The organism is Thermomicrobium sp. CFH 73360, assembly GCF_023806465.1.
In the GTDB taxonomy this organism is placed as follows: domain Bacteria; phylum Chloroflexota; class Chloroflexia; order Thermomicrobiales; family Thermomicrobiaceae; genus Thermomicrobium.
This window is the reverse complement of sequence record NZ_JAMSLS010000005.1, coordinates 85,888-109,478: the sequence shown is the minus strand read 5'-3', so window position 1 is coordinate 109,478 and position 23,591 is coordinate 85,888. Positions and strand designations below refer to the sequence as shown.

Annotated in this window: 19 protein-coding genes; 14 read left to right on the top strand and 5 right to left on the bottom strand. The window is 61.6% G+C overall.

Going from position 1 to position 23,591, the window contains the following annotated elements; genetic code table 11:
- Nucleotides 1-187: 187 nt before the first annotated feature.
- The 7 genes from NET03_RS10145 (at nt 188) to NET03_RS10115 (ending at nt 7,900) form a co-directional block, all read left to right on the top strand.
- Entirely contained in the window at nt 188-664 is a 477-nt protein-coding gene (locus tag NET03_RS10145) for a hypothetical protein (protein WP_252128802.1), read from the top strand.
- A 42-nt stretch (nt 665-706) separates the two neighbouring features.
- Nucleotides 707-2,065, top strand: coding sequence for a cytochrome c oxidase assembly protein (locus NET03_RS10140; RefSeq protein WP_252128801.1), 1,359 nt, complete (start codon nt 707-709; stop codon nt 2,063-2,065).
- Between the two features lie 635 nt (nt 2,066-2,700).
- Entirely contained in the window at nt 2,701-2,859 is a 159-nt protein-coding gene (locus NET03_RS10135; protein WP_252128800.1) for a hypothetical protein, read from the top strand.
- Between the two features lie 25 nt (nt 2,860-2,884).
- Nucleotides 2,885-3,436 carry a cupredoxin domain-containing protein gene (locus NET03_RS10130; protein ID WP_252128799.1) on the top strand — a complete coding sequence of 184 codons (552 nt, stop codon included), beginning with the start codon at nt 2,885-2,887 and terminating at the stop codon, nt 3,434-3,436.
- 9 nt (nt 3,437-3,445) lie between these two features.
- The gene (locus NET03_RS10125; protein ID WP_252128798.1) at nt 3,446-5,179 is read left to right on the top strand and encodes a cbb3-type cytochrome c oxidase subunit I; all 1,734 of its coding nucleotides are present in this window, start codon (nt 3,446-3,448) and stop codon (nt 5,177-5,179) included.
- Nucleotides 5,180-5,310: 131 nt separating this feature from the next.
- On the top strand, nt 5,311-7,098 hold the full coding sequence (locus tag NET03_RS10120; protein WP_252128797.1) for a heme o synthase: 1,788 nt from the start codon (nt 5,311-5,313) through the stop codon (nt 7,096-7,098).
- A 523-nt stretch (nt 7,099-7,621) separates the two neighbouring features.
- The gene (locus tag NET03_RS10115; RefSeq protein ID WP_252128796.1) at nt 7,622-7,900 is read left to right on the top strand and encodes a hypothetical protein; all 279 of its coding nucleotides are present in this window, start codon (nt 7,622-7,624) and stop codon (nt 7,898-7,900) included.
- Between the two features lie 344 nt (nt 7,901-8,244).
- Here NET03_RS10115 and NET03_RS10110 read toward each other — a convergent pair whose 3' ends face one another.
- The gene (locus NET03_RS10110; RefSeq protein WP_252128795.1) at nt 8,245-9,279 is read right to left on the bottom strand and encodes a dimethylarginine dimethylaminohydrolase family protein; all 1,035 of its coding nucleotides are present in this window, start codon (nt 9,277-9,279) and stop codon (nt 8,245-8,247) included.
- A 488-nt stretch (nt 9,280-9,767) separates the two neighbouring features.
- Here NET03_RS10110 and NET03_RS10105 point away from each other — a divergent pair, with 488 nt between their 5' ends.
- Nucleotides 9,768-10,634 carry a histidinol-phosphatase gene (locus NET03_RS10105; RefSeq protein ID WP_252128794.1) on the top strand — a complete coding sequence of 289 codons (867 nt, stop codon included), beginning with the start codon at nt 9,768-9,770 and terminating at the stop codon, nt 10,632-10,634.
- A gap of 214 nt (nt 10,635-10,848) precedes the next feature.
- On the opposite strand, the gene NET03_RS10100 is transcribed toward NET03_RS10105, so the two are convergent.
- Complete coding sequence (locus NET03_RS10100; protein WP_252128793.1) at nt 10,849-13,122, bottom strand: xanthine dehydrogenase family protein molybdopterin-binding subunit; 2,274 nt, start codon at nt 13,120-13,122, stop codon at nt 10,849-10,851.
- A 483-nt stretch (nt 13,123-13,605) separates the two neighbouring features.
- On the opposite strand from NET03_RS10100, the gene NET03_RS10095 reads away from it, so the two are divergent.
- The 4 genes from NET03_RS10095 (at nt 13,606) to NET03_RS10080 (ending at nt 17,160) form a co-directional block, all read left to right on the top strand.
- On the top strand, nt 13,606-14,568 hold the full coding sequence (locus tag NET03_RS10095; protein WP_252128792.1) for a 1-phosphofructokinase family hexose kinase: 963 nt from the start codon (nt 13,606-13,608) through the stop codon (nt 14,566-14,568).
- Nucleotides 14,569-15,041: 473 nt separating this feature from the next.
- Nucleotides 15,042-15,281 (top strand): hypothetical protein, encoded by a 240-nt coding sequence (locus NET03_RS10090; protein ID WP_252128791.1) that lies wholly within the window; start codon nt 15,042-15,044, stop codon nt 15,279-15,281.
- A 114-nt stretch (nt 15,282-15,395) separates the two neighbouring features.
- Nucleotides 15,396-16,136, top strand: a complete 741-nt coding sequence (locus tag NET03_RS10085; protein WP_252128790.1) for a hypothetical protein — start codon at nt 15,396-15,398, stop codon at nt 16,134-16,136.
- 238 nt (nt 16,137-16,374) lie between these two features.
- The gene (locus tag NET03_RS10080) at nt 16,375-17,160 is read left to right on the top strand and encodes a Mut7-C RNAse domain-containing protein (protein WP_252128789.1); all 786 of its coding nucleotides are present in this window, start codon (nt 16,375-16,377) and stop codon (nt 17,158-17,160) included.
- A gap of 62 nt (nt 17,161-17,222) precedes the next feature.
- Here NET03_RS10080 and NET03_RS10075 read toward each other — a convergent pair whose 3' ends face one another.
- The 3 genes from NET03_RS10075 to NET03_RS10065 all read right to left on the bottom strand — a co-directional run bounded on the left by NET03_RS10075 (nt 17,223) and on the right by NET03_RS10065 (nt 21,486).
- The gene (locus NET03_RS10075) at nt 17,223-18,653 is read right to left on the bottom strand and encodes an aminomethyl transferase family protein (RefSeq protein WP_252128788.1); all 1,431 of its coding nucleotides are present in this window, start codon (nt 18,651-18,653) and stop codon (nt 17,223-17,225) included.
- A 71-nt stretch (nt 18,654-18,724) separates the two neighbouring features.
- On the bottom strand, nt 18,725-19,573 hold the full coding sequence (locus NET03_RS10070; protein ID WP_252128787.1) for an HAD-IIA family hydrolase: 849 nt from the start codon (nt 19,571-19,573) through the stop codon (nt 18,725-18,727).
- Between the two features lie 89 nt (nt 19,574-19,662).
- Nucleotides 19,663-21,486, bottom strand: a complete 1,824-nt coding sequence (locus NET03_RS10065) for a PEP-utilizing enzyme (protein WP_252128786.1) — start codon at nt 21,484-21,486, stop codon at nt 19,663-19,665.
- A gap of 324 nt (nt 21,487-21,810) precedes the next feature.
- Between NET03_RS10065 and NET03_RS10060 the strand changes: the two genes are divergently transcribed.
- Both NET03_RS10060 and NET03_RS10055 read left to right on the top strand, forming a co-directional pair.
- Nucleotides 21,811-23,070 carry an amidohydrolase/deacetylase family metallohydrolase gene (locus NET03_RS10060; protein ID WP_252128785.1) on the top strand — a complete coding sequence of 420 codons (1,260 nt, stop codon included), beginning with the start codon at nt 21,811-21,813 and terminating at the stop codon, nt 23,068-23,070.
- On the top strand, nt 23,057-23,581 hold the full coding sequence (locus tag NET03_RS10055) for a deoxyuridine 5'-triphosphate nucleotidohydrolase (protein WP_252128784.1): 525 nt from the start codon (nt 23,057-23,059) through the stop codon (nt 23,579-23,581). Before NET03_RS10060 ends, NET03_RS10055 begins: the two co-directional genes overlap by 14 nt.
- Nucleotides 23,582-23,591 lie beyond the last annotated feature (10 nt).

Below are 23,591 nucleotides of genomic sequence, written 5' to 3'. Positions count from 1 at the left end.
GGGATGCCGGTGCATCACGTGAGTCCCCGGTCAAGCGCTCGGGTGTTGGACGAGATCTCCGGGAATAGCGCAAGTTCGAGGTGCTATCGCGACCTCTGACGTGATGTGGACAACTTGCGCGTTGTCTCCACTTTCCGCTATTGTAGACAGCGATCGTCGGAATCCGGGCGGTGGTGGAGGGACGTCGATGGCCGATCGAGACGTGATTGAAGCGTTGATTGCCACGTACCGGGAGCTCAACCAGCGTTTCCGGCCGATGCTCGCGGCAATGAACGCGGGGTCGGGTTCGATCGACGACCCATCAAGTCCGCTCGGGATCCTCTACCAACTTCGCAACCGTGAGTTGAATGCTTCGCAGGCGATCAAGGAGATGCTGCGAGGCGGTGAGCGGACGATCCTCGATGACGAGGGGGAACCGCTCCTGACTGTCCATCAAACAGCTTTGGGACTGACTCCGACGGTGCTACTGAGCCAGTTTGGGACGGCGCGCGAGGCGACCCTCGCCATGGTGCGCGATCTTCCTGATCAGGTGTGGCAGGAGGAGTTCGAGACGCCCCGCGGGCGGATGACCCTGCGGGCCTATCTGGAGACGCTGATCACGCGGGACCGCGAAGCGATTCGAGCGCTCGAAGAGCGAATGGGACAACCTGTCCCGAAGAGCTAGCGTGTGGTTCCCGCGGGCGGCGCCTTCTCTGAGGAGCGAAAAATGCTGGCGCCGCTCCTTCCGCTCTTACACGTCACTGTCACGTCGACCGACCTTGTTCAAGCCTGGCACCTCGATCCGCCGTTGACTGTCCTTCTCCTGAGTCTGGCAGTTGCGTATGGGGCTGCTCGTCGGGGAGCCCGGCGTGCAGGGCGCCTCGTCCCCTCACGCTGGCGTGCAATCGCCTTCCTGGGCGGTCTGGAAGTGGTCGCGGTTGCTCTGATGGGTCCCCCCGACCACGGGAATACGGTGCGGTTCAGCGTGCACATGGTGCAGCATACGCTCCTGATGTTGGTCGCGGCACCGCTACTCGCCCTGGGGCAACCGGCCCGCACGTTCCTGCGGGGCTTGCCGGCCGGGACACTGCGTTGGCTTGTCCAGCAACGGCGTCTTGTGGCACTGTTGCGTGTGCTCACGCATCCTGTGACCGCCTTCCTCGCAGCGACGGGGCCCTTTGCACTCTGGCACTACCCTCCGCTCTATGATGCAGCAGTGCGCGTCCCCTTCCTTCATGAGGTCGAGCACGTGAGCTTTCTGGGAGGCGCATTTCTGTTCTGGTCGGTGCTGCTGGATCCGCTCCCACGGCATCGCCGGTTTTCTCCGCAGACGGCTGTGCTTCTTGTGTTCGCGACGTGGATGGCGACGGATCTGGTCTGCGCGACCGTGACCCTCGCGCCACGCCCCCTCTACGGTGTGTACGCCGAGGCGGCCGCTCTGTGGGGGATCGACCCACTGGCTGACCAGCGGCTTGGCGGCGCAATTATGTGGGTGGGTGGTGGAGGGCTCTATGCAGCAGTCCTTCTCGCGCTCCTTCTTCGCGCAGCGCGACCCAGCGCGCTGCGCTCTGTCGCGGGAAGTCCGAACCTCAGGCGGGTATCCCTTTCGGTCGCGACCATAGCTCTGTTCGTGGTCCCGCTTGCCTTCATAGGCTTCGGAGTTATTGCACCAGTTATGGCACGGAGCGCAGATGGCATCCGCTGGCAACAAGAGGATCCGCAACGCTTCGAGCAGCGGGTCGCGACGTTCGTTGCGGCGTATCGGGTTGGTGAGCACAACGGACTCCCGATTGTCGCTCCACCGGGTGGGGAGGCGTATCTTATCGGGCGATCTGATGGCTGGTACCCGATACTGAAGCTCCGACGTGGAGCCGAGTATCGACTGTATATCTCGGCCAGTGATGTGACACACGGACTCCTCGTCGATTTGGGCGAACGGCGGCTGGCCGTTCGGGTGGTTCCGGGAACAGTCGCGATCATCACCATTCGTCCCGAACGAACGGGGGAATACCGGCTCCTCTGCACGGAACTCTGTGGCCCGGCGTTCAGAGAGATGACTGGTCTCTTGATTGTGAGCGAGTATTGATCGTGTCGATTCACCAGGGGAGCCACATTTCTCCTTCGACTTGCGAACTCTTCACACCCGGGCGCAGTTAAGCGGTTGAATCGACCAAGGCGAGCGTATTCCATAAGGCGCGACAGCTGGATTTGAGTCCATTGATGACCGGGTTGAGCCAGACCCGTGTCACGCGGGCATCAATGCATGGGCCTACCTGTTGCTGGTGAAAGGCGGCGGTGTGCGACTCGGTCTACCTCAGTCCGTCGTCTTGAGTAGCCGTGCGTATCTTCTCCCCCTGCAATTCGTTCCGAGCAGTGTGGATGCTTCTGGTTTGGGATAAGGTTCACGACTCCTAGTAGGCTCAGGAGTCAGTGCTCGTTGCTCGGGGATATTTTTGCCTTTGGGGACCGTGTCTAAGGCAAATCGCGAATTACAGGAGCGAGAGTAGCCATATGAGGTCGCGGAAAGAAACGTATGGTGAAGTGGTAGTGGGAAAGAATAGCTCCGATGGGTATTTCTCTGTTTCCTCTGGTTATAGAACATGGATGTTTCATAAAGTGATTGTCACGTTTTTGTAACGTCCCGAACGGTGCTCCCCCTTGACGGATCGAGTTGTATTCCTACAGTATGCGTAGAGGCGTGAGACACGAAAGGAGGCGCCGATGGAAGGGCGCGAGGAGCGGTCGGAGCGTGTTCCGTGGCCACAGGTGCTGTTGGATGACATTTTTCTGATCTTGATGGCAGGGCTGGTTGTGCCGACGCTCTTCTACCTGATCTGGGGCTTGATCGATCTGGGGTTCATCCCGCTCTTTGGTCGGTGATGGGCGCTCGGCGGGAGGTGTGAAAATGGCGAGCCGAGTCAGCGCGCTTGCCAAACCGCGCGGTGTCTGGTGGGAGGGGTTAGGCCGTGACGAGCGGCTCTGGGTGTGGTTGACGGTCATCTGGGGCATTGCGATGTTCCTGATGATCGCGTTCGTCTGGCCGCTTATCGGGGAAGAACAAAACCGCCTTCACTCGTATCGGGTCGATCCGGTGACCTTTGCCTCACAGGCGGAGGCGTTCATCCAGCAATACCAGATTGGACAGCGTGACGGGGTGCCAGTGGTCGCACCGCCGCCGGGTGGTGATGTGTATCTGGATGCGCGCGCTTTTGCGTGGCAACCAGTGGTCCAACTGAAGCGCGGCGAGACCTACCGGTTCTTGATCAGTTCGCGCGATGTGCAACATGGCTTCTCGCTGGTGATGCCGCCTCACAGCATCAACGTGCAGGTTTTGCCGGGGTATGTCGCGGTGCTGGAACTGACGCCCGAAGAGACGGGAGAGTTTCCACTAATCTGCAATGAGTACTGCGGTCTGGGCCACCATCTCATGATCGGCCGGATCATCGTGACAGAGTGAGGTGGGACGATGGCGACAGCAGCAATGATGCGACGGTGCGAGATAACGGGTCTGTCGGTTGATCGCTCGGCCGAGCGACTGATCATGCTGAACGCGGTGACGGCGGTGGTCTATCTCACGATTGGGGGTGTATTGGCCTTGCTCATCACCTTGACGCGATGGCAGGCTGTGCATCTCCTCGCCGCGAAGCTGTTCTATGAATTCCTCTCAACCCATGGCGTGGTGATGCTGATCTTCTGGATCCTCTTCTTCGAGGTCGCGGGGTTGATCTTTGCGAGTACCGTTCTCCTCAGTACACGAATGGTTATTCCGTGGCTGAGCTGGGTTGCCTACGTGATGATGCTTGGGGGCTCGGTCATCGCTACTGTGCTGATGCTGAGTGGCCAGGCGACGGTGATGTTCACCTCTTACCCGCCACTCCGGGCTGAGACGCCGTGGTATTACGCGGCAGTGCTTGTTTTCGCGGTGGGAGCTATCCTGGCGGTCGTACACTTCTTTGTCAACATTGTTGCAGCACGCTTGCGCGGCGATGTTGGGAGCTTGCCGCTCTTTACGTTCGCGTTGATGGGGGCGGCGATCATCGCACTCTGGTCGTTGCTCTCCGGTGCACTCGCCTTGTTCCCGGTGTTCCTCTGGACACTGGGAGTCATTCCGGAGGTCGATCCAGGAATCTACCGATTGCTGTACTGGGGGCTGGGCCATGGCGCGCAACAGGTGAATCTTGCCGCTATGGTTGGCGTGTGGTACGGGCTGGCGAGCCTAACGACCGGTGCGCGGCCAGTGAACGAAGGGTTGAGCCGGATCGCTATTGTGCTTTACGTCCTCTTCATCAACATGGGGGCGATGCACCACCTGTTGGTCGATCCAGGTCTGGGAACCTGGGTCAAGAACGTCAATGCGAGCTACTTCATGTACGCGGCAGTCATGGGCAGTCTTATTCATGCTTTCAGTATCCCAGCCTCGATGGAGCTGGCCCTGCGCGAACGAGGGTATCGCCGTGGTCTTTTCGAGTGGCTACGCCGAGCGCCGTGGGGTGAGCCGGGGTTCGCTGCGCTCGTCGTGAGCATGATTCTCTTTGGGCTCTTAGGCGGGATCAGCGGGGTGATCATTGGTGGGCCGCAAGTGAACATGATTTCGCATAATACATTGCTTGTTCCAGCGCATTTCCACATGACGGTCGTCGCGGGGACGACGTCGGCGTTCATGGGGATTGCGTACTACCTTGTTCCACTCATCTTCCAGCGTCAGCTGCTGTTCCGGCGGCTGGCGCAGTGGCAGCCATACGTCTATGGCTTCGGCATGCTCATCCTTGGTCTTGGGATGGGATTGGCTGGGCATTGGGGCGTTCCGCGGCGGCACTGGGACATCACCTTCTCAACCGCGCCGGTGCTCGGTGTGAACTTGCAAGAACTGCGGCCGGAGATTGCAGTGTTCCTCGCGATGATGGGTATCGGGGGGATTATTGCAGTCATCGGCGGGGCGATGTTCGTCGCGGTTGCGGTGGCGACGGTCTTTGTGGGTCACCGCACTCCCCGGCCAGCCGTCGGGCGCATCGTCCCCGAAGCGTTCAGCCCCTATCCAGCCATTGCCGGTGGTAGCGGAGAACCGGCGGCTGCGGCTGCACACCGAACCTTCGAGGTGCCTGGCACGTTAGTCATCTCGGTCGTGTTCTTGATCCTGTTTATCTTCTTGTATGGTTTCTCGTGGTTTGAGTTGAGCCGCGTGCCGTGGAAGATCGGGTGATCCCTGACACCACTCGGCGGATTTCTCGGTTACGCTCGTTGTAGTAGACTAACGGCGAGTGTCGTATGTCGGGTGACAACGCATTCTCGGGGGCAGCGATGCACAGCGCAGTCGAAGTGGGGAGCCAGCGAATGCGTTGGCTCACGCTGGCGGTGGCGATCGCGGGGTATCTCTTGATCGTCGTGGGTGGGACGGTGCGAGTTACCGGGGCCGGGCTCGGTTGTGGACCAGAGTGGCCGCTGTGCAATGGGCAAGTGATCCCTGGATGGGATCTCCTCGCGTGGATTGAATATGTGCATCGGCTGATTGCACTCGGAGTCATCCTGCTCACCGGAGCGGTCGCGCTAGCCGGCTGGCGCCTCCGAACGGCGGACCCATGGCTACGGCGGTTGCCGCTCGTCGCGGTGGGGCTGGTGATCATCCAGGCGCTGCTGGGGGCGGTGACGGTGTGGACGCATCTGGAAGCGGCGATCGTCGCACTGCATCTCGGCGTGGCGTTGAGCTACCTTGGGGTCGCGGTCATTTTGGCCTTCCGAACGTGGTGGCCGGAGCTCGCTCGCCGCGCGGTGCGTTCGCCAGTCCGATCGTGGATCTTCGCCTCGATCGGTGCGGTCTTCGTGCTGATGCTTAGCGGAGCCTATACTGCCAAGCGTGGTGCCGGCTATGCGTGCCCGGAATGGCCTTTCTGTGGTGGTTTTTGGTTTCCGACCGGTTGGACCAATGTGGATGTGCATCTGACACATCGTCTGATCGCACTGGTTGCTGTCTTGCTGGTCCTGGTACTGGCTTGGCAAGTGCGCCGTCTGCGCAGTGATGCGCCGTGGGTGGTCGGTCTCTCGCTGGCTGCTGCCGCACTGATGGTGGCGCAAGTCTTGGTAGGGGCAGCAAACATCTGGTTCCGGCTGCATCCGGCGGTGAGCGTCGCACACCTGGCGGTGGCGACGGTCATCTGGGTGTTCTTCGTGTTGACAGCGCTGGTCGATCGAGCGACACCACTGGCGGAAGTGGTACCTGCCGCGACGGGAACGGCACGTGGCGTACGGTCGGGTCGCCCCCTTCGTGAAGTCCTGCGTGACTACCTCGTCCTCACCAAGCCAGGTGTGATGGTCTTACTCTTGCTCACCACGCTCTGCGCCATGCTCGTCGCAGCACAGGGGGTACCAGCCCTTGGCACGCTGTTCTGGGCGCTCATCGGCGGAGCGCTTGCCTCGGGTGGAGCTGGGGCAATCAATCACTATGTCGATCGAGATATCGATGCGATCATGACGCGGACGCGGCGACGACCATTGCCAAGTGGTCGGCTGGCACCGGAGTTTGCGCTGATCTTTGGTGTGACCGTGAGCGTCCTGGCTGTCTATGTCCTCACTGCTTTCGTGAATCCAGTAGCGGCGCTCCTTTCACTGGCAGGGAACCTGTTCTATGTCTTTGTCTACTCCATCTGGCTCAAGCGGAGCACACCACAGAACATTGTGATTGGTGGAGCAGCCGGAGCCGTACCGCCGCTGGTCGGTTGGGCAGCGGTGACGGGGCAGGTGGCGCTGCCGGCCATCTTGATGTTTCTGCTGGTGTTTGCCTGGACACCGCCGCACTTCTGGGCGCTGGCGCTCTACAAGCGCGGTGACTATGCCGCTGCAGGGGTGCCGATGTTACCAGCAGTTCGTGGCGAAGAAGAGACGCGGCGGCAGATTCTCTTCTACACCATTGCCATGGTACTCACCAGCCTGCTCTTCTATCCGCTTGGTGTCCTCGGGCTTCCCTATCTCATCGCTGCAATGGTACTGGGAGCACGTTTCCTCTGGCTTGTTGCGCGACTCTACCGCGAACGGAGTGATTCGCTTGCGAAGCGCGTCTTCCTCTACTCGATGCAGTATCTTGGGCTACTCTTCGCAGCGATGGTTGTGGATGCTGTCCTGTTCTAAAACGTCGTTGCGAAGAGCGCGACGCTACAGTGTGCTGCATGCCCACTTCTGATGTCTTGTGAGCTGACGCGGGCGTGCTCGTTGGCGTGTCGTCATTGCCGAGCGGAAGCCGTTCCCTGGCGCCATCCGCTCCTGCTCTCAACCAACGAAGTTTTGTAGCGTCCCGATGCGCTGCGTGGTTTTGGTTACTTGTTGCCGCCTTTGGTGCTGTCAGGCGGCAATCCGCTGGCTCGTCCGGATCGCTTCAAGCTGATTGCTGGAGCTCGCGAACGTGGCTTTGCAGTCTCGATCACGTCGAGCGGGACATCTGCACTGACACCTCCTCTGCTTCGTTGTCTCCGCGAGGCAGGGAGCACGACGTTGGAGCCCGGATGGATCGACAGCAGAGCGACATGATTCGCTGCGTGGTGTGGAGGACAGTTTCGTCTAGGCACTCACAGCCGCGCGCACAGCGCGTGAACTCGGCCTCCCCTTTAGGTGAACGCGCTCGTCTGTGCCGTTCCCGGGGGATGATCTGCCCGCCATGCTCGAGTGTGTTTGGGAGCTCGGAGTCGAGCGTTGGAGGCTCTTCTGCCTTCTGCGCGGAGGCCGCGGGCGTCTACTGTCGCCGCTCACGCCGGATGAAGCGGAGGCTGTGCTCACCTGGCTCGCTGAGGTCACTGAGCAGGTTCCGTTCGCCATGAAGACAACCGAGGCGCCATGGTACCGGCGGGTGGCGGTGCAGCGACGAGCGCGGCTGGGCGTATCGTCGTCGCCGATTTTGGTGCGGAGTGAGGCGGCAATGGGATTCTGTTCATCTTGAATACCGGCGAAGTGTATCCGGCGGGCTTTCTCCGGTTGCCGGTCGGTGATGTGCGTACAAAAGTGGTTCATCTCTCCCGGAGTCATCCCCTCATCATTGCATTGCGTGACCCGGATCAGTTCCGCGGCAAGTGTGGACGCTGTGCGTTCCGCTTCATGTGTGAGGCTCGCGAGCCCGTGTATGGGCGGGGGCAGGGGACCCTTTAGAGTGATCCACTTTGCCTGTACCAGCCTGGCGCACGGACGCGTGAAGCGACCGTCTCCGTCGACTGAATCCACGGAACCAGGCGCGTGGCTCCTATCTACCGTGGATACGCTCGATTCTCGCTGCCTGGTGAGGGCACCTCATGGGTCGCGGATGAGGGGGGGCGTCGAGCAGTGAATGCCACCACCGTTCTTTAAGATCTCGTCGTAGGGGACTTCAATCGTCTCGATACCGGCAGCGGTTAACCGCTCGCGTGTGCGTGGGCAGCCAGCCGGGATGATGACGCGCCCGGGCCGCACGGCAAGACAGTTGACGGCGTGCGGCTCAGTGGGCCAGACGTGGATTGGAGAGATGCCGAGTTCACGGAGTGTGTCGAGGAACCAGTAGGGAAGCCGCGTCACGTTGATGAGCGCCTTATCATAGTCGACCATGACGCAGGCACCGTCGAGATGAAGAGCGTAGCCGGGCAATGGGACGCGGATCACACGGACCCCTTGCTCGGTCAGCACCGCTTCCAGCTGGCGGACGCCTGACTCGTTCTGCCGATAGGACATGCCGACCGCCACGGTGGAGCTGTTCAACCAACAGACCGAGCCGCCTTCCAAAAGTCCGTGACCGTGGATCGTGTGGAGGATCGGCATACCGAGCTCGACAAGGAGCCGCGTGATGTATCGCTCCTCCCCACGCCGGCCGGAGTCAGGGTGGCGACCGACCAGGCCGAGTCGACAGACGACGGCGCCGCCTTTCACAGCAACTGCCATATCACGCGTGAAAACGGCATGCGGATCACGCGGTGGACAGTCGACATAGACGATGTCAACGCCTTCGGCACGCAGTGCAGCGGCCAAGGCGTCGTGCTCGGCCTGCATACGGATGAGGTCGGGGGGCATCGTGTCACGCCAATACCACTGCTCGTCCTCATCGATGTATGCACCGATCGTCGGGTCGTAGCGACCGGTCGGGTCGATCGCGTGCATCTCATCGCCGGGTCGGTGTAGAACGCAGAGTCGAAGATGCCCGACGTCGTTCTCAACACCCCAGCGGCGTCCCCAGACGCGTTCCTGCATCTCGGCAGACTCGAAAGGCGGGGTCGCCCGGGGAGTCATACGCTCGAGGACGAGATGGTAATACGCTTCGGTGTGGCGAACAGACGATTCATCATGGTGACGGTGCACTGCTGCCCCCCATGGATTGTCCCCCTGTCTGTGCGATTGTGACTGGCGGCGTGACTCAGCGCAAGATATCCGTGTGGTCGTATCGTGTGAAGCGGTGACATGGAGCTCCCTCGCCTACCCGAGGGTTCTTGCGTGGTGGGTTATCCGTTTGGACTTGTCGGCGGGTTGAGGATGAGAAGCGATGCTGTAAGAGGAATTTCCGGTAACCAGGCGTGTTCTGACACGCGTTGCGAAGGAACTGTTCGGGGTATGAACGTTCAGAGACTTGTCCCGTGTGGCGGTGCATGCCATCGTGTGTAGCCGGAGTCAATCGAGGCCGCGCCAGAGGATCGAGCGTGGACGATGAGAGATAGGGGTTACAGTTGTGTTGGAGAATGTTGGTGGATTGGGGTGTGGGCTAGGAATCCGCCGCATGCGTGTGAGGTCATGCCGCGCGCAGAGGCTACGGTATCCGTTCGGCGAGTATGAGTTCGGGAAATGGAGGAGCGATGCGAGGAAGTTACCATAATCACCCGGGGTACTGCGATGGATTGGGAACGGTCGAGGACTTCGTGGCGGCGGCCCAAGCGGCAGGGCTGGCGGCGGTCGGTGTCTCCTCACACGCACCGGTTCCCTTCGCGTGTAGCTGGACCATGACTCTTGAACGATTCCGGGAGTACGTCGCTAAGGCGCGTCTGGTACAGGAGCGCTGGCGCGGCAGTTACCCAGTGTGGGTCGGTGTGGAACTCGATTACTTGGATGCTGAACTGGTACCAGGTGGAGCCGCGTTCCAGCGAGCGCATGTCCTTTCAGCCCAGCTGGACTATGCGGTGGTGAGCCTCCACTTTGTTGGCCGTGACCCGGAAGGGCAACCGTGGGCGGTTGATGAGTCGGCAGAGTCGTTTGCGCAACAAGTGGATGTCGTCTATGGGGGTGAGGTGCGGCGGCTGGTCGAGGACTATTACCGGTTGATGGAGCAGCTTGCTGCGTGGGCCCAGGGACTCCGGATACCGGTGGTAGTGGGGCATCTGGACAAAGTAAAGCAGTGGAACGTCGGGGAGTGGTATTTCCGTGAGGCGGAGTCCTGGTACCAGGAGGCTGTGGAGCGCGCGCTCTTTGCGATCAAAAGGGCCGAAATCCCAATTGAGGTCAATACCGCTGGGCTGCGACGGCCGATTGGCGCCCCATATCCTGGTGAGTGGATCCTGCGCCGATGCTGGGAACTCGGGATTCCAGTAACAATTGGGGCAGATGCGCATCAGCCCGCGGAGGTGGCAGCGGGGTTTGAGGAGGCGTCGCAGCTCCTCCGTTCGGTTGGCTACGAGGAACTCCTCGTACTGGAACAGGGACGATGGCAGACGGTGCCGCTCCGCTAGGTACCGCGGCTGTGGCGCATGGCTGGTCTCCCGGGTTGGTTGCTGTGTTCGAAGGGACTGCGTCCGGGCTCGCGATGTCAAGCGTAATCGTACGACTTGCTCCGTAGCCCCGAAGAAATCAGATACCTTGAGCGCCAGTTGTCTGAGCGCGATGCAACAAGCCGCCGGCTCTTTGCGGCCGCTCCCTTCGGGCCTCCCCACGGGCAGTGGTACGTCACTGTCGCTTAAGACCAGTAAGTGCCGCGCATACCTGCTCTGGAAGGATCGGGAGTTCAGTGAAGCGCAAGCCGGTGGCGTCGGCGATGGCGTTGGCGATCGCAGCGGCCGTTGGGGTAACTGGAGGTTCGCCGACACCCTTTGCCCCGAAGGGGCCAATCGGTGAGGGCACTTCGACCAGTTCGACTTGCAAGGAGGGGAGCTGGCTTGCCTTTGGCAGATCGTAGTCGAGGAACGTCGGGTTCAGCGGTTGGCCGCTCTCGTCCCAGCGCATCGCCTCGTGCAATGCCCAACCAACTCCCTGTGCTGCGCCACCGTGGACTTGTCCTTCGACGAGTGCCGGATGGAGCGCACGCCCAACATCCTGAATGGCGACGAGATCGAGGAGCTCGACCTGCCCTGTCTCGGGGTCGACTCGCACGTGCGCGATCTGGGCGTTGAATCCTGGCGACTGCTGCGTGACTGCGACCCGGCCTGTTCCGTACACCGGTGCGTAACGACCGCCGAAAGCCATACTGAGGGCCGCGATCTGCTGGAGTGTCATCTGGCGATTGGGAACGCCTCGCACACGAATGGCGCCCTCAACGACTTCCAGGTCTTCCGGTGCAACCTCAAGCTCGTTCGCAGCAATCTCCAGGAGCTGGCGTCGCGCCTCCTCGGCGGCTGCCTTGACAGCTAGCCCAACGGTGTAGGTGATCTTGCTGCCGCCGCTCATCCCCGCATACGGGGCAGCGTCGCTCGGCAGCAGTGCGATGCGCACGCGCTCAAGTGGCTGGCCCAAGACTTCTGCGGCGATCATCGCGAGGACGGTATGCGTACCGGTGATATCGATGGCACCGAGTGTGACAGTAAATGTCCCGTCGTGGTTGAGACGGACGTTCGCTGCACAGGGCTCGATGCCGCCTGGCCAGCCACCGACGGCGATACCCCACCCCTCGTTGGGAACACGCTGCCGGTTTTCCCAGAGTGGGTGGTCGCGGACGCGCTCAAGCACCTGGAAGAGCCCGATCGGTGGCCACGGGACGCCGTTCGGTTGTGGGTCGCCGGCCCGGGCGGCGTTGCGGAGTCGGAGCTCCAGTGGGTCCATCCCGATGGCCTGGGCGAGCTCATCGACCAATTGCTCCACCGCGAAGGTCGCCTGGGGCACACCGGGGGCGCGGTAGGCGCCGGTGCCCGGTTTGTTGGTCAACACTTCATATCCGACGAGATCGAGGTGCTCCCAGCGATAGGTCCCACCGAGGAGAAGAAGCGCGATGTTGACCGGTGCACCAGGATAGGCACCAGAGTCGAAGACAACGCGTGCCTGGAGCGCGGTGAGTGTCCCGTCGCGTCGCAAACCACCGCGCAATTCGAAGATCGCCGCCGGTGCCGGCGTGGCCAGCAAGAACTCCTCAGTCCGTGTCAGCGTGAGTTTGACGGGCCGCCCCAAACGCAGGGCAACGGCGGCGACGAGTGGCTCGAGAAGCACCGTCTTGCCACCGAAGCCGCCGCCAACCTCCATGGGAACAATCGTGACCAACTCATGCGGCAGCCCGAGTGTCGTCGCGGTGACGTTCCGGCAATAGAACATGCCTTGGGTCGTGGTGTGGATCGCCACACCGCCGTCTGGTCGGGGGATGGCGACCGAGGCATGCGGCTCGATGTAGGCCTGGTGGACAAACGGTGTCCGATAGGTGCGCTCGATGATTACATCGGACTGAGCGAATCCCTGTTCGACGGCGCCGCGCTGGAAACGGACGGCATTAGTGACATTGGCAGGCAGGCGACGGACGTCGAGTTCTTGGCCTCCCGCGACCGTTGCATGCATCCCGGCTTCAGCCCACTCACCCTCCAGTTCCTTCGGGCGGATCGCCGGTGCGTCTGGTCGCATGGCCCGGAGTGGATCGGTCACAGCAGGTAGCACCTCGTACTCGACCGTAACAAGGCTGGCGGCGTCAGCAGCGGCGTAGGGCGAATCGGCAATGACAACCGCCACGGGCTGGCCTGCGTAGAGAGCCTTGTCGCGTGCGAGGAGGTGACGCGCCCGCTCGGCTGGCTCGGGGCCGACCGGGAGCAAGTCATGGCCCGTGAACACGGCAACGACGCCAGGGATCGCACGGGCTGCGCTCGTGTCGATGCGGATGATGCGAGCGTGGGCGTAAGGACTTGTCACCAGACGAGCGTGCAGAAGGCCAGGGAGGTGGAGGTCATCGGTGTAGCGAGCGATCCCCCGTACCTTGGCTTCCCCATCGAGTCTTCGGACTGGTCGCGCGAGCAGTGTCGTTGCCTGCACCGCTTCCCTCCCCTCGACACTGCGGACAGCTGCGTTAGTATAGCGGATCGCACTGGGGTGAGCGCGCTTCGAAGAGCGTGTTCAGGGTGCCCATGGCAGAACTGCAGAGCTCTGGGCTTCCTTCCCTGGCGGCAGAGTGACGTTCAGGGGCTTGGGCATCGATGCCATGATGGCGCTCGCTCAGTCACCAGCTTTCGGTCCGTGGCCTGAAGAGGGAGCGGCACAGGTTTGCCGTAGCGGAATGATTGGACTGTCGCTCGTCTCCCGCCATGCTGAGTGCAGAAGGAGGCTCGACCGTACTCCAGTTCTGCGTTACTGTAGGTGGCTGCAATGATTCTCTAGTCGGACTCGGATTGTTTCCGGAGACAGTCCAGTGTGTTGAGAGAAGCGAGCACGAACGTCAAGGAACTTTACCGCAAGAACATTGGGCGCGGGGCGTTGGTATGTTTTGTCGTTCTTGCGTGATGGCTGGGGGCGAGGGTGATGGCAAAGATCGTGGTGTTTGCGCCGAATTTTGGACTCGATCGCATTGGACTCCTTGGCGAACTTGAACCGGGTGCCGTCATGCGATTTCGTACAGTGGAACGTTCGGCGGGTGGGAAGGGGCTGAACCTGGCGCGGGCGGCGACAGCGCTTGGGGAACGCGCAGTCGTTGTTGGGATCCTCGGTGGCTGGATCGGTCGGCTGGTTGCGGAACTCGCGCAGCGGGAGGGGTTAGAGCTTCGACCGCTGTGGATCGAGCAGGAAACGCGCGTCAACACCATTGTGATTGAAGACTCAGGGCGAGTCACAGTGTTCAATGAACCAGGGCCAGATCTCGCGATGGACCTGGTTTATCCACTCTTGCAACTGCTCGTTGCTGAGTTGTCTGGGAGTTCCCTCGTTGTCGTCAGTGGCTCATTGCCACCGGGCCTACCACCCGCGGTGTATGCGACGTGTGTGCGCTTGGCCCATGAACACCATCTGCCGATCATCGTCGACGCAACAGGGGAAGCACTCGCAGCCGCGCTCGACGCCGAGCCGGACATCGTCACGCCAAATGTCTTTGAGGCAGAAACGGTGCTTGGGAGAGCTGGTGAGGAACTGGTGACAGCGAGACGGGAGGAGCTCAAGGCGCGGGCGCTGGCGGCTGCGCAAGCACTGGCTGGAAGAACTCGGCATGCGACGGTTGTGAAAGCAGGAGTAGCCGGGGCCGCAGTGGCGTCGGCAGATGGTCTCTGGTTCGTGTCAGCTCCTCAGGCAGAGGTAAGGAACCCAATTGGAGCTGGGGACGCCTTTGTGGCCGGATTCGCAGTCGGGCTTCGACGAGGATGGCCGCTGGAGGAGGCGTTACGGTTGGCGGTTGCAGCAGGCTCGGCCAGTGTGGAAACGCTGCAGCCGGGAGCGTTGAAACCTGAACGTGTGGAAGAACTCTGGAACCAGAGCAGGCTGCAGCAGGTACCATAACGATCGGTAGGTTGCTTTGACAGGGTTTCCGGAATACCGGTAGTCAGGTGCAGAGTCTGAATGCGCTGACTGTTGAGAGTAGCCATCAAGGCTCTGGGTGTCGGGGACGAGATTGCGCTCGTGTCCGACCCCGGGACTGCTTGGCAGCGCCAAACGCGATCGCCGGCCGGTTCGTGACTTTTCACCGGTGGGCGCTGTCCATCGCCTCTCGCGGGGCTCTTGACATCTCTCTCTCTGCTAAGCTCTTGGTCAAGATGGACACGCGGGACCAGGATCAGGGGGTGAGTGAGGTCACGGGTTACTCGAGGGGTTGTGATCCTCCTGAGTCTTCTCTTAGTATTTGCACTTTCCACCGCAGTGTCACGCGGTGCCTCTGGGCACCTCTTCTCTGAGTGGTCGGCGAGCGGTATCAAGCCTGGTGGTGGCATTTGGTACTATTCGGTAACTATTCCGGGAGAACAGCGTGGAACCCCATGCGCGAGGCGAATATCCTGACGCTACACGAGAGCATGGTTTGGGTGCGGAATCCGACCGGCGATATCCGCTCGCTTGGTACTGTCCTGTACTTTCTCCACGATGGACAGGTGCGGCGCACAGTACCGGCGTACGCCTGGAGCCTGATCGGTTGTGGAGCGATGGCTCCGGGCGGAGCTGCCTCTGGTGGCTGCACGACTTCATCCCAGTATCTTGGGGCATTTGATCCGCTCCGTTGAGCGCAGGACCGCGGTACTTGGGGGTTCCTTTTCTGCGATGCGGCAGGGTGTCACGGTGGTGTGTCTCTTGGCCGCACATGGAATCTTTGGTAACCTCAGATACGGAGGCTTCTGATGCGGTGGCAGTTCGCCCTTCTCCTTACGCTCGCTGGAGTGCTCGTCGTTGGCCTGGTGTCCGTCGTTGCGGCGTTGCCGGGCACGGTGCCCGGACTTGATTTCGTCCGCCGGGCTGCGGACGAGCGACGCAACGAGAACACTGAGGCAGTGGTGCTGGTGAACGGTCGAGCGATCACGGCTGCCGAACTGGCCGAGATGGAGCAGTGGGTGAACGCGAATGTGAGCTGGATGCGAGAAGCCGAGAAGGAGACAACGGACACGACCCAGGTGGCAGTACTCCGCCGCACCCGTGAGCTGATCGAGCGGAGCGGACCGCGTACCGTGGCGCTGGCAAGGTTAATCCGTGACCGTGCCCTGGAGTCGGCGGCGATTGAGCGCGGTGTCTGGCCGGATGAAGCGACCATCGCGGAACGCGTTGCGCGCGACCGGGCGCTCGCCGAGCAGATGCGCGATCCGCGTGTGGAAACCTACGTCGCGACGTTTGGCCCGACGGTCTACTGGGAGCAGTTCTATCCGAGCGTGGCCGCCCGGGAGCTGGCAGAGGAGCGCCTCTACGAGATAGTGACAGGAGATGAGCAGGATCTGCAGGCTCGTCAGACCCGTTGGCTCTCCTTCGAGCGAGAACTGGTTCGGGCAGTGCAGATCGACGTGGTAAAACCCGAAGCACTTGGGGCGACGTCGGTGGACGCAGCGTTGGGGTACCTCGAGGCCTATTGGACGCTGCACGGTGGTGCGTGAGCAGCATGCTCGACTCTTCGACAGGTCGCCAGCTGAAGCGTCCCGTACCGGGTGATGCTCTCATGCGTGCCAGCGTGGAACGATGATGCCTGGAGGCTCGCCGACGGCATCAGATCGAGGGCGGTGTGATGGGGAGCGAGGTGCCTGGTCGGTGGAGTTGAGAGCGTTGCAGCTTCTTCAGTCATCGACTGGTCTGACACCGTGATCCCTCTTGCTGAGGCGGGACAGCGAGGGTTCGATGCGCTGGTCGAGCGGTACCGTCACGGTGCGGGTCTATGCGGAACTTAACGACCACCTACCGCCCCCGCTGCGGCAGGTTCCCTTCGAGCGACCGCTGCCGCTGTCCTGTACGGTGCGGGAGCTCGTTGAGGCGCTCGGCATCCCGCGTACCGAGGTCGATCTGGTGCTGGTGAACGGTGAGCCGGCTGCCTGGACGCAGCAGTTGGCCAGCGGTGACCGTGTGAGTATCTATCCCGTCTTCGAGTCAATCGATATCAGCCCAGTGCAGCGGTTGCGGCCCCGTCCGCTCCGGGAGCCGCGATTCCTCTGCGACGTGCACCTCGGCCGTTTGGCGCGATACCTGCGGCTGCTGGGATTTGATACGCGCTATGATCGCCGGTTGGACGATGCGACGCTCGCAGCATATGCGGCGAGTGAACGGCGGATCCTCTTGACGCGGGACCGCGAGCTCCTCAAGCGACGAGCGGTGACGCATGGATATTGGATTCGTGCTGTCCTCCCACGCGAGCAGCTGCTTGAGGTGGTGCGTCGGTTTGATCTGGCTCGGTACCTGCAGCCATTCACACGGTGTCCGCGGTGCAACGGGATCTTGGAGCAGGTGGAGCGCGAGGCGGTGGGTGGGAAAGTGTCGCCGCGGAGCTGGGCGCGCGCGGAGGCCTTCTGGCAATGCTCCGGCTGTGGGCAAGTCTACTGGTATGGTACCCACTGCGAACGGGTCGAGGAGCTCGTAGAGTGGGTGCGGCACGCAAGTTCCATGACTGGATCCCCCGCTGCTGAGACTTGAGTGAGCAGCCGAGTTGCCAGACCGCACGAGGAATCCATCCTCTTACAAGCGGATCCACATCCTTAGCGCCCGCGTCGAGCCGCTGCCAGGTGAGCCCGGGCATACTCGCTGAGTGGGACCGGCGCGACGGTCGCGCGGATCTCCACCTGGCGGTGCGGCTCAAGCCAGGGACGACTCCGAGCTCCCCCGTCCGGCTCACCCCACAGCACAGTGACACGCGTCCCCGGTGCGGTGTATTCGGGGTCAAGGACAGCGAGAGAAACCATTGCCCGTTCGTTCCAGCTGAAGCCGACGTAAGTGGAGATGCCGATACTGCGCTTCTGGTCGTCGAGAACGGCGTCATATTGCCAAGTGGCATAGGTTGAGAGCGGAAACTCGATGTACTTCGCTGGTCGTTGGTCTGTATCCATGTAGGAGCGGATTACGTGAGCAACATCGTCGGGATCCCAGACCAGGGAGACTTTCACGCGGTGGCGCTGGTTCGCCATCCGCTCCAAGGCGGCACGTCCGATGAAATCGTGATCGAACTTGATCAGATGCCCGTACCCCAGTTCCCAAGGTGTCAGGTAGTAGTCCTCCACGCGTGGTGAGGCGAAGCTACCGCCAAGTGCCCAGGTGGCTTCGTTGGCAGTCGCTGGTAACCACTCACGGAAGGGACGGAGCTCGTCCCCGGTGTAGATTGCGGGAAGTGGGCGAGGGATCCAGCCAAGTTCGAACGCCGTCGTGAAGTAGGCGAGCGAACCGACCTGCCGGAGACCGAAACGATGGCCGGCCTCGATGATCGCCTGCTTCACTGCTGGTCCCTCATCCCACGGACCGAACAGTTCGAAGCCGGGGCCGCCCGCCATGGTGTGGCGCAGCGCCCAGACCTCATGGCCGGCGATGCGCAGGGTGACGATGTGGAAAAAGCGTGTCTCCGGTACCGGTGCGCCGGTGAGATGTTCGAGAAGCGCGAACGCATGAGGCCCTTCGACCTGGAAACGGTAGACTGTCCGACGGCCGGTCGGATTTTGTGTGAAGATCTCGTCACGTTCGTAGGCAACGTCCCAGCCGCCGGTCTCAGCGTGGAACTGGACCCAGTTATGGCCTGCTGCACGACCGACGAGGAACAGCTCGTCCGGCGTGAGGCAATAGAGGATGCCGTCTCCGATGTAATAGCCCTGTGGACTCACAGCGAGAAAATGGCGAGCCCGACCCGGGCCAAAGGTGCGGAAGCTATTGACGGCCAGGTATGAGACAAGCCGCAACGCATCCGGGCCACGCAGGATGCTCGTCGTCATATGAAATGACTGATCATAGAGCGCAACTGTCTCCCGCCACGCGCGCTGCTCGTCGCGCCAGTTCGTGTACTCGGGTAAGACGTGCGGTGGCGGTTGTCGTTGGACGGCATCGCGAGTGACCGAACCCTTCCGATTGGCATACAGGTAGTCGACGATATTCGGGACGCTGTCGAGGAGTTCCTGGAGCGTCCGGCGCTTTCGCTCTTGGGCCATCCTGACTATCCCCTCTCATCTCACTCTTTCCGCCTACCTCACAGTGCTATTCGGGAGACCACTCGTCTCCCTTAGATGAAGGGAAGGAGTTCTGACAGGTCTGTCACGCTCAGGTCAGCGACGTCCTCCGGCGCGTCCCGGTCCGTCCCAGTCCGTACGAGCACCGCGGTACACCCGGCCTGGCGCGCCATCGAGACGTCGATCTCGAGGTCGTCTCCAACCATCACCAGGTCCCGGAGCGGGAATCCCAGTAGACGGGCCGCGACCTGAAGCGCCTCTTGTGCCGGTTTCCCGATGAGGCGGGGTAGCGTCGAGGTGACGTGAGCAACGGCCGCCATGAGAGCTCCGCCCATCGCCGGCGCGCGTCCCCCTTGCGCTGCGAGTGCCCGTGCGGTGACCGCCGTCCAGAATTCGGCCCCTCCCCAAATGGCTCGTGCAGCTGCCGTCAAGTCCTCGTACGTTAACGCCGGTGCCCACCCGACGAAGACGACACGCGCGGTCGTCGCCTCCCGGCGGTCGAGTACCCGAATACCACGAGAAAGTAAGGGCTGACGTGCTCCCTTGTCGCCGAGGACAAAGACCGGTTCTCCAGGGTGGTTGCGGGTGAGGAGTTCCGCGGCGACGACAGCGGGGGTGAGCAGCTCGCCGGGTCTGACATCGAGGCCGGCTGCACGCAGGCGCCCGATGTAGTCATCAGGTGGCCGTGCGGTTCCGTTCGTCAGAAGCAGGAACGGTCGGCCCTTCTTGCGCAGTCTTGCGAGGAACTCCCTCGCACCGGGCAGGGGGCGCGGGTCATTCCACTGTTCGGAGTCGGCGAGAATCAGGGTCCCATCGACATCGAGGACGAGCGGTCGTCCGTGGAGGATGACCGCTCGCCGCTGGTCGTCAGCATTCGTAGTCAAACGTCGCTCTTGCGGCATCCGGTGTCTTCGTCCTTTCGCGTCATGCAGTGGTATTCCGCTGTGGAATGACGATGGCGGGTGTCTCCTACGGATCGCGATCCTATCCCTCATGCCTCGAGCACTTCGACGACTCCGCGGTTGCCGTCGACCCGGATCCGTTGCCCAGTGCGGATGGTTGTTGTGGCGTAAGCCGTGCCGACGACTGCCGGGACACCGTACTCACGGCAAATGATCGCGGCGTGACTCATCATCCCACCAATATCAGTCACGACACCCTTGACTTTCGCGAGCGTTGGCCCCCAGGACGGTGCAGTGATCGGACAGACAAGGATTTCACCGATTTCCACCATCGGTAACTCACTCTCATCACGGACGACCCGGGCAGGTCCCTCGATAATGCCTGGAGCGGCAGCAACACCGGTGAGAACAGCTCCGCCGCCGACTTCTCCGCGAAGCCACTCCCGTACCCGATCGGTTGTGACTCCCCAGAGCATGATCGCAAAGGGATCGCTCACGGTCTCAGGAGCATCACCGAGACAGGGGACGGGTGTCCACTCACGGAGGACAGCGATGATCTCTTTGCGGCGTGCGATGCGATCTTTCCACTCTTGCCGACCGCGCACGGGAATGCCGGTGGCCCAGGCCGAGGTGAAATCGAAAAGGAAGCGCTCGAGTTCGTAGGGGTTGAAGTAGAAGACATCACCCGGCTGGTCGATTGCCCCAGCATCGGCCAGGATCCGGCCCAGCTGCCGCATATGGCGCCAGAAAATTGTTCCAGACCAGTGCTCGACATAGAAGTTGTGTTCCTCGACGAAGGGGAAGACGGTGCGTGCGAGTTGGAGAAGCTGATCGAACTGCTGGCGCTCCGCATCGGAGGGAAGAAGTTGCCGATACTCGTCTGCAATCCGCTCGCGTTCCGCGCGGAGTTGCTCCAAGGGACGCTCGACTGATTGGCCAGTGGTGAGTTGTTTGATGTAGTCGCGGATCGTCGCGAGCGGAAGGCGCAGGTCATCAATCCAGGAGATGTGGTCATGGTAAAGACCGCTCCCGGACGAGTAGTAGAACCAGGGATTTTTGGCTGCCTCGAAGGCAGCAAGCCATTCTCGCCCTTCCGGGGTATCGCCGAGCGTGGTGAGCAGCTGGTCGAGTTGGTCGATGGGGGTGGCCAAGAAGCGTTGGCTGAGGCCGAGCTGATGGGCCTTGGTTGCCAACTTGCGGAGTTCGTCATCGGGACGGAAGAGGATAACGTCGATGCCGGCGACCATCCGAGCGATTGTCTGGTCAGAGATCTCGGGGAACGCTTGCTTGCAGAACGAGAAGAAGGTCAGATAGGCCGCATAGCCGATGTTGAGGAACTCAAAGTGACGCTGGTAGAGTTGGAAGACGCGGTCAATTAGGGCTCGATAGGTGTGGTAAAAGTGGTGCGAGCGCCCAAGCTTGCGGGTGAACACGTCCTCTTCTGGTTCAAACTCCGGGAGCGGCTGGAAACTCAGCTGCTCCATCTCGTGGATAATGCCCTCAAGCTCACGCTTCCACTGCTCGTAGAGCTGATTCCAATGCTCATAGTAGTACCCAGCACGGCGTTGGAAATAGGCAACACGCTGTTCGATCTCCTGCGGATCCTCAACTGGGACGAAGCCCAGGTAGAGATAGCCATTGATGAGTCGGCGCTCGATCCCCCGAGCGCCGGGAATGACGAACGTACGGTTGGTATACTGTGAGATGGCAACACCCCAAGCCTCATGAGGCAGGATATCGAACGGGACACAGACGTACGGATTGTGGATCTTATCGGCGATCCAAAAGAGTTTTCGCTCGACTTCGTGTGTCTCGGGTCGGGAGATCAGGTAGTATGGGTACATCTCCTCCCAGCCCTCGGCACCATGGGGTGTCGGCACTTCCCAGGGGTACGGAAACCGCTCGCGCGACATGGGTGACCGTCCCTTCTCGCTTGTCGCTTTAGCCGTGAGCTTTCCCAGCACTATAGTTGGCAAAGTATGCGGGTGTCAAGAGGGTGACGAAGGCTTTGGCGGTGTGCCTGCATGCTTCGCGTTGTCACGGGGGGCAGTGGGAGGACTGCTGCCGACGGAATACTGTGACCGGCGATGCACGCCTCCTCATTGACGGTCGGTGCCCGGATGGGCGAGCATTGCCTCAAGGGTAGTGAGCCAGGCTTGCGCCTTGCCGGTCTCAGTGGATTCGAGGGATCCAAGGCAGGTCAGGAGGATGAAACGGGCAAAGCGAGGAATGCCGTCATGCTGGAGGAGCAGCGAGAACACTTCGACACACTGATCCTCGGCGGGGATCTGATTGATCCGGGAACGGGGCGCTTTGGTCGCTTCGATATCGGAATTCGCCAAGGGCGTATTGCCCGCGTCGCTCCGTCACTTGCCGGCTCCGTAGCTGAGCAGGTGGTGGACGCGCGTGGACAGTTGGTGACTCCCGGACTGATCGATTTGCACACACACGTCTACTGGGGAGCGACCTACTGGGGGATCGAGGCTGATCCGGTAGCTTCCCGGACCGGCGTCACGACATGGCTCGACGTCGGGAGTGCTGGTGCGTACACCTTCCCGGGGCTGCGCCGCTACGTGATTGAGCCGAGTCGGGTACGAATCTTTGCGTTCCTGAACCTGTCCTCGATTGGGCTGGTTGCACCGACCTGGGAGTTTGCCAATCTGGACTACTGTGACGTGGAGTTGGCAGCGCGGATGATCGAGACCAATCGAGATGTGATTCTTGGGGTCAAAGCGCGCATCGACACAAACACCACGCGGGGTGTCGGTATCCGGCCGCTCGAGTTGGCGCGCAAACTCGCCGACGAGCTCGGTGTGCCCCTGATGGTGCACATTGGCGATGGCCCACCGACGATCGACGAGGTTGCAGCGTTCTTGCGCCCGGGCGATATCCTGACTCACTGCTTCACCGGCGCTACTATGCGTATCCTCACGCCAGAGGGGAAGCTTCATCCCACCATTCGCTCGCTACGCGAGCGAGGGTTGGTGCTTGATGTTGGACACGGCGCTGGATCGTTCAACTTTACGGTAGCCGAGGCACTCTTGGCTGAAGGGATCTTGCCGGACACAATCTCGAGCGATATCCATCAGCTGGCGATCCAGGGACCGATGTTCGACTTACCGACCACGCTCTCCAAGTTCCTGGCTCTGGGCTTGAGCTTGCCTGAAGTCATTGAGCGGGTGACAGTGCGGCCGGCCCAGCTTCTTGGCCGACCCGAGTTAGGGTGTCTGGCCGAGGGGACACCGGCGGACATCGCACTCTTCCGCCTCATCGATGGGAACTTCACCTTCTATGATGTTGCTCTGCAGGCGCGCCAGGGCCGTCAACTGCTCATCAACACCGTAACGATGGTCAATGGCCGCATCCTGCCAAGAACGGAGCCAAGCCCGCTCCATCTTTGGGCGGAACTTCCAGAGCACCAGCGAACGATCCGCAAGATCGGTCATCCCTTCCGTGCTCAGCCGATGGTTTTGGAGGTTCGCGATGCCGGAGCGTGACGGAGTGCTGAGCCGGGAGCAACTGGCTGCGCTGCTCGCGGGCGATCCACCGCTCGTACAAGAGCTCCCGGCACCGGAAGAGCAGCTCCAGCCACATGGGATCGATCTCACCGCCGCGGCGGTGGCCCGTTTCGCCGGGCTTGGCCAGATAGGGGTGCACGAGGCGGAGCGACGCTTGCCGATGTTCGAGCCGCTGGAGCCAGATGCCGAAGGCTGGTGGGAGCTTTCGCCGGGGCCATATCTTTTGCGCTTCACTGAAACCGTCTCGCTGCCGCGTGACTGTATGGCGTATGCGCGACCGCGATCAAGTCTGCTCCGTTGTGGAGTGGCATTGCACACCGCTGTATGGGATGCTGGATACAGCGGGCAGGGTGTGGCCCTACTGGTGGTGTACAACCCAGCGGGGTTCCGACTGCAGCGCTGGGCACGGGTGGCGCAGCTCGTGTTTCACCGGCTCGAGCAGCCGGTCACCGAAGGGTACCGCGGCATCTACCACGGTGAGCGCGGCTGAACGGTTGGTG

What these genes read in the sequence shown, in the direction of transcription:
- NET03_RS10145 (WP_252128802.1), top strand. Translation starts at nt 188, where the DNA reads ATGGCCGATCGAGACGTGATTGAAGCGTTGATTGCCACGTACCGGGAG.
- NET03_RS10140 (WP_252128801.1), top strand. Translation starts at nt 707, where the DNA reads ATGCTGGCGCCGCTCCTTCCGCTCTTACACGTCACTGTCACGTCGACC.
- NET03_RS10135 (WP_252128800.1), top strand. Translation starts at nt 2,701, where the DNA reads ATGGAAGGGCGCGAGGAGCGGTCGGAGCGTGTTCCGTGGCCACAGGTG.
- NET03_RS10130 (WP_252128799.1), top strand. Translation starts at nt 2,885, where the DNA reads ATGGCGAGCCGAGTCAGCGCGCTTGCCAAACCGCGCGGTGTCTGGTGG.
- NET03_RS10125 (WP_252128798.1), top strand. Translation starts at nt 3,446, where the DNA reads ATGGCGACAGCAGCAATGATGCGACGGTGCGAGATAACGGGTCTGTCG.
- NET03_RS10120 (WP_252128797.1), top strand. Translation starts at nt 5,311, where the DNA reads ATGCGTTGGCTCACGCTGGCGGTGGCGATCGCGGGGTATCTCTTGATC.
- NET03_RS10115 (WP_252128796.1), top strand. Translation starts at nt 7,622, where the DNA reads ATGCTCGAGTGTGTTTGGGAGCTCGGAGTCGAGCGTTGGAGGCTCTTC.
- NET03_RS10105 (WP_252128794.1), top strand. Translation starts at nt 9,768, where the DNA reads ATGCGAGGAAGTTACCATAATCACCCGGGGTACTGCGATGGATTGGGA.
- NET03_RS10095 (WP_252128792.1), top strand. Translation starts at nt 13,606, where the DNA reads ATGGCAAAGATCGTGGTGTTTGCGCCGAATTTTGGACTCGATCGCATT.
- NET03_RS10090 (WP_252128791.1), top strand. Translation starts at nt 15,042, where the DNA reads ATGCGCGAGGCGAATATCCTGACGCTACACGAGAGCATGGTTTGGGTG.
- NET03_RS10085 (WP_252128790.1), top strand. Translation starts at nt 15,396, where the DNA reads ATGCGGTGGCAGTTCGCCCTTCTCCTTACGCTCGCTGGAGTGCTCGTC.
- NET03_RS10080 (WP_252128789.1), top strand. Translation starts at nt 16,375, where the DNA reads ATGCGCTGGTCGAGCGGTACCGTCACGGTGCGGGTCTATGCGGAACTT.
- NET03_RS10075 (WP_252128788.1), bottom strand. Translation starts at nt 18,653, where the DNA reads ATGGCCCAAGAGCGAAAGCGCCGGACGCTCCAGGAACTCCTCGACAGC.
- NET03_RS10070 (WP_252128787.1), bottom strand. Translation starts at nt 19,573, where the DNA reads ATGCCGCAAGAGCGACGTTTGACTACGAATGCTGACGACCAGCGGCGA.
- NET03_RS10065 (WP_252128786.1), bottom strand. Translation starts at nt 21,486, where the DNA reads ATGTCGCGCGAGCGGTTTCCGTACCCCTGGGAAGTGCCGACACCCCAT.
- NET03_RS10060 (WP_252128785.1), top strand. Translation starts at nt 21,811, where the DNA reads ATGCTGGAGGAGCAGCGAGAACACTTCGACACACTGATCCTCGGCGGG.
- NET03_RS10055 (WP_252128784.1), top strand. Translation starts at nt 23,057, where the DNA reads ATGCCGGAGCGTGACGGAGTGCTGAGCCGGGAGCAACTGGCTGCGCTG.